Below are 13,162 nucleotides of genomic sequence, written 5' to 3' on the forward strand. Positions count from 1 at the left end.
TGAGGGAACGAGAACATGTCGAACTGGTTGAGCAACAAAGGCAAGTGGGTGGCGGTGGCCGCCGTGGTCGTGGCGGGGGGGCTATGGTGGCATTTCCACCAAGCCGATGCGCCAGCTGGCGGTTCAGGCGGGGCCGCGGCCGCTTCCGATGCGGCCGCATCGCGCCAGGTCAAGCCCGCGCTGAGTGTTCAAGTGGTGTCACCGCAATCCGCGCAATGGCCCGCCAACCTGACGGCCAATGGCTCGATCGCGGCCTGGCAGGAGGCCATCATCGGCTCCGAGCTGTCCGGCCTGCGCGTGGCGACCGTGCTGGTCAACGTGGGTGACCGCGTCAAGCGCGGCCAGTCCCTGGCCACCTTGCAAAGCGATGCCGTGGTGGCCGATGCCAACACCGCCCGCGCCAACCTGGCCGAGGCGCAAGCCCTGCTGGTCGAGGCCAAGAGCAATGCCGACCGCTCGCGCAATTTGCGCGGCAGCGGCGCCATCAGCGCACAAGAGGCGCAACGCGACCTCACCGCCGAACAGACCGCCCAGGCCCGCATGGAGTCGCTCAAGGCCCGCCTGGCCGCCGATGAACTGCGCTTGCGCCAGACCAATGTGGTCGCGCCCGACGATGGCGTGATTTCGGCCCGCACGGCCACGGTCGGCTCGCTGGCACAAGCCGGCCAGGAGTTGTTCCGCCTGATTCGTCAAGGACGCCTGGAATGGCGCGCCGAATTGCCTTCGTCTGACCTGGTCCGCATCAAGCCGGGCATGCCGGCCTGGGCCACCCCACCCGGTGGTTCACCCGTGCAGGGCACGGTGCGCATGGTCGCGCCCACGGTGGACGCCGCCACCCGCAACGGCCTGGTCTACGTCGACCTGCCAGCCAGCGCGGTCGATGCGGGCGCGCGCGCCGGCATGTTCGCCAATGGCCGTTTCGAAACCGGCCAGTCCGCGGGCTTGACGCTGCCGCAAAGCGCCGTGCTGCTGCGCGACGGTTTCAGCTATGTCTTCACCGTGAACGAGCAAGGCCTGGTCAGCCAGGTCAAGGTGCAAGTCGGTCGCCGCCAGGGCGACCGCATCGAGGTCACGCAGGGCCTGAAGGCCGATGCGCGCGTCGTGGCCTCAGGCGTGGGTTTCCTGACCGACGGTGACACCGTGCGGGTCGTGAAAGGCCAGTCATGAACGTCTCAACCTGGTCGATCAAGAACCCGATACCCGCCATCCTCCTGTTCATGATGCTCACCGTGGTGGGCCTCATGGGCTTTTCGGGGATGAAGATCCAGAGCTTTCCCGACATCGACCTGCCCACCGTCACGGTGACTGCGTCCTTGCCGGGCGCAGCGCCCGCGCAGCTTGAAACCGAAGTCGCGCGCAAGCTCGAGAACTCCATCGCCACGCTGCAGGGCATCAAGCACATTTACACCAAGGTCCAGGACGGCACCGTCATCGTCACGGTCGAGTTCCGCCTTGAAAAGCCCACGCAGGAAGCCGTGGACGATGTGCGCGATGCCGTCTCTCGCGTGCGTTCCGACTTGCCTGGCGATTTGCGCGATCCGGTCATCTCCAAGATGAACCTGTCGGGCGCGCCCATCCTGACCTACACGGTCGCGTCCAAGCGCATGGACGACGAGGCCTTGTCCTGGTTCGTCGACAACGACGTGACCAAGCGCCTGCTGGCCGTCAAAGGCGTCGGTGCCGTGGCGCGCGTGGGTGGCGTGAGCCGCGAGGTGCGTGTCGAACTCGACCCAGCGCGCTTGCTGGCCCTCAATGCCTCGGCGGCCGATGTGTCGCGTCAGTTGCGCAACATCCAGCAAGAAGCCTCGGGCGGGCGCATGGACGTGGGCGGCGCCGAGCAATCGGTGCGCACGGTGGCCACGGTGCAGTCGGCCGCCGAACTCGCCGCGATGGACGTCACCTTGACCGATGGCCGCCACGTGCGCCTGGACCAGATCGCCACCGTGAGCGATACCACCGCTGAACAGCGTTCGGCCGCCTTGCTCAACGGCGAGCGCGTGGTGGGCTTCGAGATCACGCGCGCGCTCAAGGCCGGCGAAGTGGACGTGGCCGTGGGCGTCCGTGCCGCGCTCGAAGAAATCAAGGCCAAGAACCCCGACATCGTCATCACCGAAGCCTTCAACTTCGTCGATCCGGTGGAAGAGAACTACCACGGCTCGATGACCTTGCTGTACGAAGGCGCCGCGCTGGCCGTGATCGTGGTGTGGCTCTTTCTGCGCGACTGGCGCGCCACGCTGGTGGCCGCCACCGCCTTGCCCTTGTCGGTGATCCCGGCCTTCGGCGTGATGAACCTGCTGGGCTTCACGGTCAACACCGTGTCCTTGCTGTCCTTGTCGCTGGTGGTGGGCATCCTGGTGGACGATGCCATCGTCGAGATCGAGAACATCATGCGCCACCTGCGCATGGGCAAGACGCCATTGCAGGCGGCCACCGAGGCGGCCGATGAAATCGGCATGGCCGTGATCGCGACCACTTTCACGCTGATCGCGGTGTTCCTGCCCACGGCGTTCATGGGCGGCGTGCCCGGCAAGTTCTTCGTGCAGTTCGGTTGGACGGCGGCGATCGCCGTGTTCTTCTCCCTGGTCGTGGCGCGCATGCTGACGCCCATGATGGCGGCCTACTTCCTGAAAGCCCCCAAGGAAGAACACAAGGATCCCAAGTGGATGGGCATGTACCTGGGCTGGGCCCGCTGGTGCCTCAAGCACCGCGTCATGACGATGCTGGTGGTGGCCGTGTTCATGGTCTGCTCCTTCATGCTGGCGGGGCGCCTGCCCACGGGCTTCATCCCGCCCGATGACCTGTCTCAAACGCAGGTGAGCATCCAGTTGCCGCCGGGCAGCAATTTCGAGCAGACCTACAAGCTGGCCGAAGAGGCTCGCAAGATTGTTCAGCGCAACGAGCACGTCAAGCTGGTCTACACGGCCATCGGTGGCGGTGCCTCGGGCAGCGATCCTTTCGCCCCGGCGGGTGCAGCCGAGGTGCGCAAGGCCACGCTCACCATCAACATGACGCACCGCAATGACCGCCCTGGCATCAGCAAGCAGGACATCGAGCAGCAACTGCGCGCGGCCTTGGTCGAGCTGCCTGGCGCACGCATCAACGTGGGCTTTGGCGGCTCGTCCGAGAAGTACGTGCTGGTGCTGGCGGGTGAAGATGGACGCGCCTTGTCGGAACATGCTTCGCTGGTCGAACGCCAGTTGCGGACCATCCCCGGCATCGGCAATGTCACGTCCACCTCCAGCCTGGTGCGGCCTGAACTGATCGTGCGGCCCGATCCCGCCAAGGCTGCCGACCTGGGCGTGAGCACGGCCTCGATCGCCGACACCCTGCGCATCGCCACCCTGGGCGACTACGAGCAGGGCCTGCCCAAGATGAACCTGTCGCAGCGGCAAGTGCCGGTGGTGGTGCGCCTGCCGGACGCGGCCAAGACCGACCTGGAGCTGATCTCGCGCCTGCCGGTGCCGGGTGCGCGCGGCCCGGTGCCCCTGGGCAATGTGGCCACGCTGACCATGGCCAGCGGCCCCGCCCAGATCGACCGCTACGACCGCCTGCGCAACATCAATTTCGAGATCGAGCTGAACCAGCAGCCGCTGGGTGCGGTCGAGAAGCAGGCCCTGGCCCTGCCCAGCCTGCAAAACCTGCCCCCCGGCATCACGCAGACCACGGTGGGCGACGCCGAAGCCATGGCCGAGTTGTTCGCCAGCTTCGGCCTGGCCATGCTGACTGGTGTGCTGTGCATCTACGTGGTGCTGGTGCTGCTGTTCAAGGACTTCGTGCAACCCATGACCATCCTGATGGCCCTGGTGCTGTCGATCCCGGGCGCCTTCGTGGCCCTGTTCGTCACGCAAACGGCGCTGTCCATGCCCTCCATGATCGGCTTGATCATGCTGATGGGCATCGCCACCAAGAACTCGATTCTGCTGGTGGACTACGTGCTCATCGCCCGCAACGAGCATGGCCTGGGCCGTTGGGAAGCCGTGGTCGACGCCTGCCACAAGCGCGCCCAGCCCATCATCATGACCACCATCGCGATGGGCGCCGGCATGTTGCCGATCGCCCTGGGCATTGGCGTGGACCCGAGCTTCCGGGCGCCCATGGCCATCGTGGTGATCGGTGGCCTGATCACCTCGACCTTCCTGAGCCTCTTGGTGATCCCGGTGGTGTTCACGTTGGTGGATGGCTTGATCCGCCGCGTCAAGGGCTGGATGCACCGGCGGCGTGAGGCGGCTCATCCGCCCGTCAAGGTCATCGAGCGGGAAGTGTGAACCGGACGCGCCATGGCTAACACAGCGAAGACCACGACCATCGATTTCGAACAGCGCAGTGAGCACCTCAAGGCCCTGCGCAATCTGAAGATGGCCCGTTCTGCGCACAGCTATGTGCGCGGCAACACCAAGCGCTTCTACGAGTGGCTGGACGCTCGGCAGAAGAACGACTTGCCCGAGGGACCGGCCGTGTGGATCTGCGGCGACTGCCACGTGGGCAACCTCGGGCCGCTGGCCAATGTCAGCGCCCAGGTGCAGATGCAGATCCGAGACGTCGACCAAACCGTCATCGGCAACCCGGCCCACGACCTCATCAGACTGGGCCTGTCGTTGGCGATGGCGGCACGTGGCTCCGACCTGCCAGGCGTCACCACCGCGGTCATGGTCGAAAGCCTGGTGGATGGGTATGCCTCGGCCATCGAGGCCGAGTTCCTCGATGCCCAGGCTGCCACGGTCGATGAGCCCGAGCAGCCCCTGTCCATCAAGGTTGCGATGCAGTCGGCCGTCTCGCGGTCGTGGAAAGAACTGGCCAGCGAACGCCTGAAGGACAGCGCCAGGCTGCCCCTTGGCAAGCGTTTCTGGAAACTGACCAAGGATGAAGACAAGGCCATTGCCCAGTTGTTCGAGAAGGGCGCCGTGTCGCGCCTGGCGACCATGCTCAGTTCCCGGCCCGACCAGGTGCCTGTGCACGTGGTGGACGCCGCCTACTGGGTCAAGGGCTGCAGTTCGCTGGGCAACCTTCGCTACGCGGTGATCCTCGGCATCGGCCAGGCCAAGGCCAAGGACTTCGAGTTGTGCCTGATCGACATCAAGCAGGCCATGCCCGCATCGGCGCCTTCCGCCTCGTCCGCCAAGATGCCGGTCGATCACGCCCGGCGCGTGGTCGAAGGCGCGCGCCACCTGTCACCGCATTTGGGCGAGCGCATGATGGCCACCGAGTTGTTGGGCAAGCCGGTGTTCTTGCGTGAACTGATGCCGCAAGACCTGAAGCTGGAGATCGCGCGCCTGGGCCCGACCGAGGCCATCGAGGTGAGCCGCTACCTGGCGGGGATCGTCGGCAAGGCCCACGCCAGGCAGATGGATTCGCAGACTGCCAGGCGCTGGGTCGCCGAGCTGCGCAAAAGCCGCAGCAAGACCCTGGACGCGCCTTCCTGGTTATGGCACAGCATCGTCGATCTGGTCGCCAACCACGAAGCGGGCTACCTGGAGCATTGCCGGCGCTACAGCCTGACGCAGGAACTCGAGGCCTGACTTGATGTTCTCGCATGTCATGGTGGGTGTCACCGACTTTGATCGCGCCTTGGCGTTCTACACGCCGGTCATGGCTGCGCTGGGCGTCCAGTTTCGCTTCATTGAAGACGAGCGGCCCTGGGCCGGTTGGCAATCGTCACCCGATCCTCGGCCCCTGTTCCTGATCGGCCGGCCGCACAACCAACAGGCCCACCAGGCTGGCAATGGGCAGACGGTGGCTTTCCTGGCGCAAAGCCGTGAGCAGGTCGACGCCGTGCACGCGGTGGCCCTGGCCCATGGTGGTTGTTGCGAAGGCCCGCCGGGCCTGCGACCCCAGTACCACGCGCACTACTACGGCGCGTATTTCAAAGATCCGGACGGCAACAAGCTGGCCGTGGCTTGCCACCGCCCCTGCCTTGCCTGAACATAGCGCGCATACCGCGCGAGCAGGGCCACCAGGGAGCAGCCAATGACACCCGATTCCGACAGACCCGACCGGATCGACCGCCTGATTGAGCAAGTTCAAGCCTTGGCTCGACAAATCGAAGGGCAGTCGCACCGGGCGCACGACGCATCCAGCGCGCCAAAGCCGCCCGATTTCTGGGGCCGCGCGGCCCAGACCGTGGGAAGTTTTCTACTGGCCGTGTCGCTGACGCTCGGCGTTCAGCACGAGGCGCACAACTCGCCAGCCGCGCAAATGGCCCAGCCGGTGGTGCAGGTGGCCCACGAATCACCGCTTCAACGGGGCATGGTTGATCAACTGGCCTCTGACGCCGACCGCCTGAGCGATTGGATCAAGTCGAACGAGCCGGATGGGCAGGCCTCTTTGTCCGAGATCGCCGCCGCGCTGTCCAAGGACTTGAAAACCATCATTCGGTACCCGTGCGCTGAGGACGTGGAAGACGAAGCGGTAGAGGTGCTGCTGCAACTGCAGCTTCAATCGGTGAAGAAGGTGGCAGCCGATCAGCCCATCACGTCGACCGAGCACCGTGTCAAAAGGTTGGTGACCTTGCTCAAGAACGTGTGCATTTGAAATTGGAACGGGGCATTAAACTTGCGGGACGTCGTGAGAACAAGTTTTCGAAGCAGATGGAGCCATCATGCATCTGCTAACAAAGTACGTCCTGTAAAAAATATACCCATGAAATATATCAATATAACCATTGTTTTAACACTCGCCCTGACAGGTTGTGCCTCGCTCCAGCCCAAGCCCTACAAGGAACCCAGCACAGGCCAAACGGCAACGCTCACCATCGCCAATAAATCAGATGCTCGGCTCAGGGTCTGGCAAATGAACAACGCAGAAAACTGCTCTCAAACGTCTTATGTGAACGGCGCGCCGGGATTGCCTGCCCAGACGTCGTTGAAACTTAAATATGCAGCGGACCAGAAAATTGCTTTCTACATCACCGGTCTGCAAGAAAGTACCTTCCAAAAAAAGCAATGCTCTTTCATATTTTCCACCAAACTGACGCCTGATGAACAATACCTCCTGATCTATTCGTTTGAAGAGGACAACTGCAGGTTGGTGGAAGCCAAAATGCAAGCCGATGGCACACCCATCAGGCAGAGTTTTCTGGTTCAGCGAGAGTACACCGCAGGCGGAGAGCTTTTTGGATGGTGTAAATCTGAACATTGAATCCAAGCGTGCGAACGCTGACTACCTCCATGGACGAAATCACCTGGAACGACTTCACCAAAATCGAACTGCGCGTCGGCCGCATTGTCACCGCCGAAGCATTCGCCGAGGCCCGCACACCCGCCTACAAGCTGCAGGTGGATTTTGGCCCCGAGCTCGGCATCAAGAAATCAAGCGCACAAATCACCGGCCTCTACCAGCCTGAAGACCTGATCGGCAAGCTGGTGGTGGCGGTCGTCAACTTCCCCAGGAAGCAGATCGGCCCGCTGATGTCCGAGTGCCTGGTCACCGGCTTCCACAACGAGCAGGGCGAGGTCGCGCTGTGCGTGCCGGACCAGCCCGTGCCCCTGGGCACCAAGCTTTTGTGAGCACCCCATCATGAAAAAACTCTCGGGACAATGCCTCTGCGGCGCCGTGCGCTACGAGGTCAACGACAACTTCCAGTACTCGGGCTTTTGCCATTGCTCCGATTGCCGACGCTTTTCGGGCTCGGCCTCGTCCGCCATGGCGGGCATCCCGAGCGGTGAATTCCGTTTCACCTCGAGGCTCGACGCGGTCAAGCAGTACGCCAAAACCGAGCACACCACGCTGGCCTTTTGCGGCATTTGCGGCTCCAGCCTGTACGCGGCCAAGACGCAGCGCGGCATGATCCACCTCCGCCTGGGCACGCTGGACGAGGCCCCATCTCTGGGCCCGCAGTTCCACTCCTACGTCGCTTCCAAGGCCGAATGGGACACCAGCCTGGGCGATGGCCTGCCGCAATACCCCGCCGGGCGCGCGTGACACCGCACCACCGTGCCGCCTCTTGCTGATCTTCGCCAGCAAGACCGACGCATCTTGGTCGACGCGGGCATACTTTGGCGGTCGCCAAAAGCCAGGCGATGGCCCTGGCAAGTTGAGGAATCAATGGACATCCCCACCGACTTCAGCCCCCTGACCCGCAGCAGTCCGGTGCTCGACCTGCTTGGCCCCATTTACGCCAAAGGGCAGGGCGCCGACCTAGTCCTCGGACTGCGCGTCGAAGCCAAGCACTGCAATGCCCGGGGCACCATCCACGGCGGCATCCTGGCCACCCTGGCCGACGTGGCGCTGGGCTACGCCACCGCTTTCTCCGCCAACCCACCCGTGCCCTTGGTCACCGCCAGCCTCACGCTCGATTTCACCGGCACCGCCAAGATCAATGACTGGCTGGAAACCAGCGTGGACATCCAGAAGAAGGGTTCACGCCTGGCTTTCGCCAACGGCTTCATCCACGTGGGCGCGGAGCGGATTGTTCGCGCCAGTGCCGTGTTCGCCGTGACTTCATCGGTTTAGCAAGTCAGGCCGGGGTGGCAGCGAAGCGAGCGGGTGCCCGTGCACTGACCTTCCAGCACGCCGCCGTGAAGCGCACGGTGTCGCCTTGCACATAGGGTTCGAAGGCGGTGCGGACCTGGTCGATCACCTGGTCTCGGCGCCTTCCTTCCACGGTCGGCAGCAAACGGCCCAGTGGGCCCAATTGGGTCAGGTAGCGGACCAGGCCGCTTTCCGGGAAGGTGCAAAGCACGTCCAGCGGTTCGGCATGGATGTCGGCCCAGCCGCTGGTTTCCAGAATGTGATGCATCCGGCTTGCCCGGGCGAATGCGAACTGGCCGGGCTCATCGGGCTGACGCGCCGGGATCTTCGGCAGCAAGGGCGCCGCCGCGCGCTCGGCGGTGGTCATGAAGGGGTTCTCCTCGGCGCTTCGCCAGGCCAGGAACGTCATGGTCGCGTGGTCGCGCGCGGCACGCCGAAGGTTGGTGAAGGCCGCCACGGCGTCATTGAAGAACATGACCCCGAAACGGGACATGATGTGGTCGAAGCCCGCGGGTTCGAAGGCGTGGCCTTGCGCGTCGTCCAGCACGAAGGTGGCGCTGGACCCATCCGCTTGGGCCCGCGCCCGCGCCGCGGCGATCATGGGTGCCGAGATGTCGATGCCAAGGCCATGCCCCGCTGTGTCAGCCAGACGCCTGGCCACCGCGAGCGTGGTGGTGCCGGTGCCGCAGCCCACGTCCAGCACGCGCTGGCCAGCGTGCCGCGGGATCGCGTCGACCAGCAGGTCTTCGAGTGGCTTGAACATCGCGTCCAGCAAGTCTTGCGCATCAACCCAGGCTTGCCCGGCGGTCCCGTTCCAGATGGCGTTTTGTTCCATGGTGCTTCCTTTCTCTTGTTTTCAAAAAGTGGAAGTGCTACTGTGCAACTTCAAGTCGACTTGAAGTCAAGAGGGGGACGGGTGGACATTGCCGAAGTGGCTAAGCGGTCGGGCTTGCCTGCCTCGACCTTGCGATTTTATGAAGAGAAGGGCTTGATCGCCTCCATGGGCCGACATGGCCTGCGCCGCTCATTCGACCCAGGTGTGCTGGAGCGCCTGGCCTTGATCGCGCTGGGCCGTGCCTCGGGTTTCTCGCTGGCCGAGATTGCCGACATGTTCACGCCTGAAGGGCAATTGAGCATCGACCGGAAGATGCTGCTGACGAAGGCGGACGACCTGGACAAGACCATCAAAAAGCTCAGCGCCATGCGCGATGGCCTGCGGCACGCGGCGGTCTGCAAGGCGCCCAGCCACCTGGAGTGCGCGACCTTTCGCCGCATACTCCGGGCTGCCGCCAACGGTGCCCTCGCGGAAAAACAAAGGTCGACCTTCGAATGAAACACCGCTCCACGATGTGCGATTTCCTCGCCGAGGATGTTCATGTCGATTCCGGCCATCCTCCTTCGTCGTGCTTCAGAGGGCCATCCTCTGCTTTCTTTTTTCTGGAGTGACTCACCATGACCACGACCAACACTGTCCGCCTGCACCGCGTCATCCGCGCCACCCCCGAGCGCATCTACCGTGCTTTTTTGGACGGGGATGCCATGAGCAAATGGCTCCCCCCGCACGGTTTCACCGGCAAGGTCCATCAGATGGATGCCAAGGTGGGCGGCAGCTACCGCATGTCGTTCACCAACTTCAGTTCGGGCAACAGCCACGCTTTCGGTGGCAGGTACCTGGAACTGGTGCCCCATGAAAAGCTGCGCTACACGGCCGTGTTCGAAGACCCCAACCTGCCTGGCGAAATGCAGACCACCGTCACCTTGAAGCAGGTGTCTTGCGGCACCGAAATCAACGTGGTGCAGGAAGGCATCCCGGCCATCATCCCCGCCGAGGGCTGCTACCTGGGCTGGCAGGAGTCGCTGACCTTGCTGATCCAGTTGGTCGAACCCGAGATCCCTGGCTGAACGTGAGTCACCGCTTGCGCGAAGTGACGTGAGCACGGCGATTGCTTCGCTGGCAGACTGGCAATTTCACCGGAGAAAGCCATGGCCACCGACCAAAGCTTTGTCGACTACATCTGCGAGCAGGCCGGCTTGGGCCCGCACCTGAGCTACCGCAAGATGTTTGGCGAATACGCCTTGTACCTGGATGAGAAGGTCGTGGCCTTTGTCTGCGACAACCTGCTGTACCTCAAGCCCACCGAGGAAGGCCGGGCCGTGTTGGGCACGGTGTCGGAACACCCGCCTTACCCCGGCGCCAAGCTGTACTTTCGCCTGGGCGACGAACTGGACGACTGGCATTTGCTGCAACGCGCGCTCAAGGTGACGGCCGATGCCTTGCCCCGCCCCAAGCCCAAAGCCAAGCCCAAGAAGACCGCGTGAGGCACCAAAAAGCCCGGGGCGGCATCACCGCTCCCGGGCTTTGGCGTGGGCCTGATCGACGCGCTGATTACACGCGTTCGATGACCATCGCAATGCCTTGGCCACCGCCAATGCACATCGTGATCAGGGCGTAGCGGCCCTTGATGCGTTCCAGTTCATACAGCGCCTTGGTCACCAGGATGGCACCGGTGGCGCCCACGGGGTGGCCCAGCGAGATGCCCGAACCATTGGGGTTGGTCTTCTCGTTGGGAAAGCCCATTTCCTTGGACACGGCGCAGGCTTGCGCGGCGAAGGCTTCGTTGGACTCGATCACGTCCAGGTCGGCCACGGTCAGGCCGGCCTTGGCCAGCGCGGCCTTCGAAGCGGGCACGGGGCCGATGCCCATGTACTCGGGCTCGACTCCGGCGTGGCCGTAGGACACCAGGCGGGCCAGGACCTTGAGGCCCAGTTCCTTGGCCTTCTCGGCCGAGGCCATCACCACCGCAGCGGCGCCATCGTTCAAACCGGAAGCGTTGCCGGCGGTCACGGTGCCTTCTTCCTTCTTGAAAGCGGGCTTCATCTTGGACAGCGATTCAGCGGTGGTCTCGCCCTTCACATGCTCGTCGGTGGCGAAGAGCGTGGTGCCCTTGCGGGTTTGCAGTTCCACCGGAACGATCTGTTCCTTGAAGTAGCCGGCTTCGATGGCGGCGGCGGCACGCTGCTGGCTTTGGGCAGCGTAAGCGTCTTGCTGTTCGCGGGTGATGTCGTAGCGAGCAGCCACGTTTTCAGCGGTGATGCCCATGTGGATGTGCTTGCGCGGGTCGTGCAGGGCGCCCAGCATGAAGTCCAGCATCTTGACGTCGCCCATGCGCGCGCCCCAGCGGTTGCTGGTGACCAGGTAAGCACCACGGCTCATGGACTCGGCACCGGCGCCGATGGCCACGTCGCAATCACCCAGCAGGATGGATTGCGCGGCCGACACGACGGCTTGCAGGCCCGAACCGCACAGGCGGTTCACGTTGAAGGCGGGGGTCTCTTGCGGCACGCCAGCGTTCAGCGCGGCCACGCGGCTGATGTAGGCGTCTTGCGGCACGCTGGGGATCACATTGCCCAGCACCACGTGGCCCACGTCCTTGGGTTGCACGCCAGCGCGTTCCAGCGCGGTCTTGATGACCAGGGCACCCAGGTCGGCGGGGGGCACGTCCTTGAGCGAACCGCCGAAGGCGCCGATGGCGGTGCGGGCGGCGCCCACGAAAACGACTTCACGAGTCATGGTGTTTTCCTTCAAGAAGGGAGGTGGGGATGTGGTCGGAATGGTTGTCAGATTATGCCGCGTTGCAGCAGGCATCCGCCGAAGGCCGCTCATCCTGGGTTTTGGGACGCCAGCAAGGCCGAATCCTGCTCGCCCATGATGGCTTCGGCATGCTCCAGCACGAAGTAGCGGAAAGCCTCGGCGGCCGGTGACAGCACTTTCGACACCTCGTGCACGATGTTCCAGGTTCGCATCAGCGGGGTGTCCTCGAAATCGACCCGCCTCAGCAGGCCATTGCGCAACTCGGGCGCCACCGCATGCAATGACAAAAAGCCGATGCCGAGTCCGGCCGTGACCGCCGCCTTGATGGTCTCGTTGCTCGCGATCTCCATGCCGATGCGCGGTGCCATCTGATGGTGTTTCAGGTAGTTGTCCAGCACCTCGCGGATCTCTGAGCCCACCTCGCGCGCGATGATGGGGTGGTTCATCAGCGTGTTGAGGGGTGGGTGCCCCACGCCCAGCAAGGGGTGCCCCGGCGGACAAACGAACACCATGGCGTGGCCCGCGAAAGGCTCGGCGCGCATGGCGTATTCCTTGGGCGGGCGGCCCATCACCGCCAGGTCGATTTCATTGCTGTGCATGCGCGCCATCAGCTTGGTGATGTCGCGGGTCACGTCCAGTTTGACGTCCACCCCTGGATGTTCAACGCGAAAACGCGCCAGCAGCTGCGGCAGGAAATAACCCGCCGTGCTGATCAGGCCAATGGTGAGCACCCCGGTCTGCACCCCCTTGAACCGGGCCATCACGTTGTCAGCATCTTTCAAAGTTGAAAGCAAACGTTTGGCGTAGACCAGGAAATATTCACCTCCCATGGTCAGCTGGATGTTGCGCCCTTGCCGCTCGAACAGGGGCATGCCGACATGGCTTTCCAACTCCTTGACCTGCATGGTCACCGCAGGGGGCGAGAGGTGGAGCACCTCGGCCGCGCGGCCGAAACTGAGCTGCCGGGCGACCTCCGTGAAGACCCTTAATTGCCTAAAAGTCACGCTTCTCATTAAGCAATACCTGAAGTGAATCCAAAGAATAACTGAATTTACCTTAGGTAGGTCCCGTCCTACATTGAATTCAACCCCTCGCTTTTTGTCC

Annotated in this window: 15 protein-coding genes; 12 read left to right on the forward strand and 3 right to left on the reverse strand. The window is 63.6% G+C overall.

Annotated features, from left to right (window positions below):
* The first annotated feature begins 15 nt into the window (after positions 1-15).
* From ACREB4_RS10210 to ACREB4_RS10250, 9 genes are all read left to right on the forward strand, one after another.
* Complete coding sequence (locus ACREB4_RS10210) at positions 16-1,167, forward strand: efflux RND transporter periplasmic adaptor subunit (protein WP_431588106.1); 1,152 nt, start codon at positions 16-18, stop codon at positions 1,165-1,167.
* On the forward strand, positions 1,164-4,265 hold the full coding sequence (locus ACREB4_RS10215) for an efflux RND transporter permease subunit (protein ID WP_431588107.1): 3,102 nt from the start codon (positions 1,164-1,166) through the stop codon (positions 4,263-4,265). Before ACREB4_RS10210 ends, ACREB4_RS10215 begins: the two co-directional genes overlap by 4 nt.
* A gap of 12 nt (positions 4,266-4,277) precedes the next feature.
* Positions 4,278-5,516 carry a DUF2252 family protein gene (locus ACREB4_RS10220; protein WP_431588108.1) on the forward strand — a complete coding sequence of 413 codons (1,239 nt, stop codon included), beginning with the start codon at positions 4,278-4,280 and terminating at the stop codon, positions 5,514-5,516.
* Between the two features lie 4 nt (positions 5,517-5,520).
* Positions 5,521-5,919, forward strand: coding sequence for a VOC family protein (locus ACREB4_RS10225; protein ID WP_431588109.1), 399 nt, complete (start codon positions 5,521-5,523; stop codon positions 5,917-5,919).
* 45 nt (positions 5,920-5,964) lie between these two features.
* On the forward strand, positions 5,965-6,528 hold the full coding sequence (locus tag ACREB4_RS10230) for a hypothetical protein (RefSeq protein WP_431588110.1): 564 nt from the start codon (positions 5,965-5,967) through the stop codon (positions 6,526-6,528).
* A gap of 108 nt (positions 6,529-6,636) precedes the next feature.
* Entirely contained in the window at positions 6,637-7,134 is a 498-nt protein-coding gene (locus ACREB4_RS10235) for a hypothetical protein (protein ID WP_431588111.1), read from the forward strand.
* A gap of 29 nt (positions 7,135-7,163) precedes the next feature.
* A complete protein-coding gene (locus tag ACREB4_RS10240) occupies positions 7,164-7,502 on the forward strand; it encodes a tRNA-binding protein (protein WP_431588191.1) in 339 nt (112 codons plus the stop codon).
* A gap of 10 nt (positions 7,503-7,512) precedes the next feature.
* A complete protein-coding gene (locus ACREB4_RS10245; protein ID WP_431588112.1) occupies positions 7,513-7,917 on the forward strand; it encodes a GFA family protein in 405 nt (134 codons plus the stop codon).
* 123 nt (positions 7,918-8,040) lie between these two features.
* Entirely contained in the window at positions 8,041-8,448 is a 408-nt protein-coding gene (locus tag ACREB4_RS10250; RefSeq protein ID WP_431588113.1) for a PaaI family thioesterase, read from the forward strand.
* Between the two features lie 4 nt (positions 8,449-8,452).
* Here ACREB4_RS10250 and ACREB4_RS10255 read toward each other — a convergent pair whose 3' ends face one another.
* Entirely contained in the window at positions 8,453-9,301 is an 849-nt protein-coding gene (locus tag ACREB4_RS10255; protein WP_431588114.1) for a class I SAM-dependent methyltransferase, read from the reverse strand.
* A 60-nt stretch (positions 9,302-9,361) separates the two neighbouring features.
* Here ACREB4_RS10255 and ACREB4_RS10260 point away from each other — a divergent pair, with 60 nt between their 5' ends.
* The 3 genes from ACREB4_RS10260 to ACREB4_RS10270 all read left to right on the forward strand — a co-directional run bounded on the left by ACREB4_RS10260 (position 9,362) and on the right by ACREB4_RS10270 (position 10,785).
* On the forward strand, positions 9,362-9,799 hold the full coding sequence (locus ACREB4_RS10260; protein WP_431588115.1) for a helix-turn-helix domain-containing protein: 438 nt from the start codon (positions 9,362-9,364) through the stop codon (positions 9,797-9,799).
* 119 nt (positions 9,800-9,918) lie between these two features.
* Positions 9,919-10,368, forward strand: coding sequence for an SRPBCC family protein (locus ACREB4_RS10265; protein ID WP_431588116.1), 450 nt, complete (start codon positions 9,919-9,921; stop codon positions 10,366-10,368).
* An 81-nt stretch (positions 10,369-10,449) separates the two neighbouring features.
* Complete coding sequence (locus tag ACREB4_RS10270) at positions 10,450-10,785, forward strand: TfoX/Sxy family protein (RefSeq protein WP_431588117.1); 336 nt, start codon at positions 10,450-10,452, stop codon at positions 10,783-10,785.
* Positions 10,786-10,852: 67 nt separating this feature from the next.
* Here the strand turns inward: ACREB4_RS10270 and ACREB4_RS10275 are convergent, their stop codons facing one another.
* On the reverse strand, positions 10,853-12,037 hold the full coding sequence (locus ACREB4_RS10275) for an acetyl-CoA C-acyltransferase family protein (RefSeq protein ID WP_431588118.1): 1,185 nt from the start codon (positions 12,035-12,037) through the stop codon (positions 10,853-10,855).
* 89 nt (positions 12,038-12,126) lie between these two features.
* Positions 12,127-13,071, reverse strand: a complete 945-nt coding sequence (locus tag ACREB4_RS10280) for a LysR family transcriptional regulator (protein ID WP_431588119.1) — start codon at positions 13,069-13,071, stop codon at positions 12,127-12,129.
* Positions 13,072-13,162 lie beyond the last annotated feature (91 nt).

The organism is Aquabacterium sp. (genome assembly GCF_050725395.1).
GTDB lineage: Bacteria > Pseudomonadota > Gammaproteobacteria > Burkholderiales > Burkholderiaceae_C > Aquabacterium.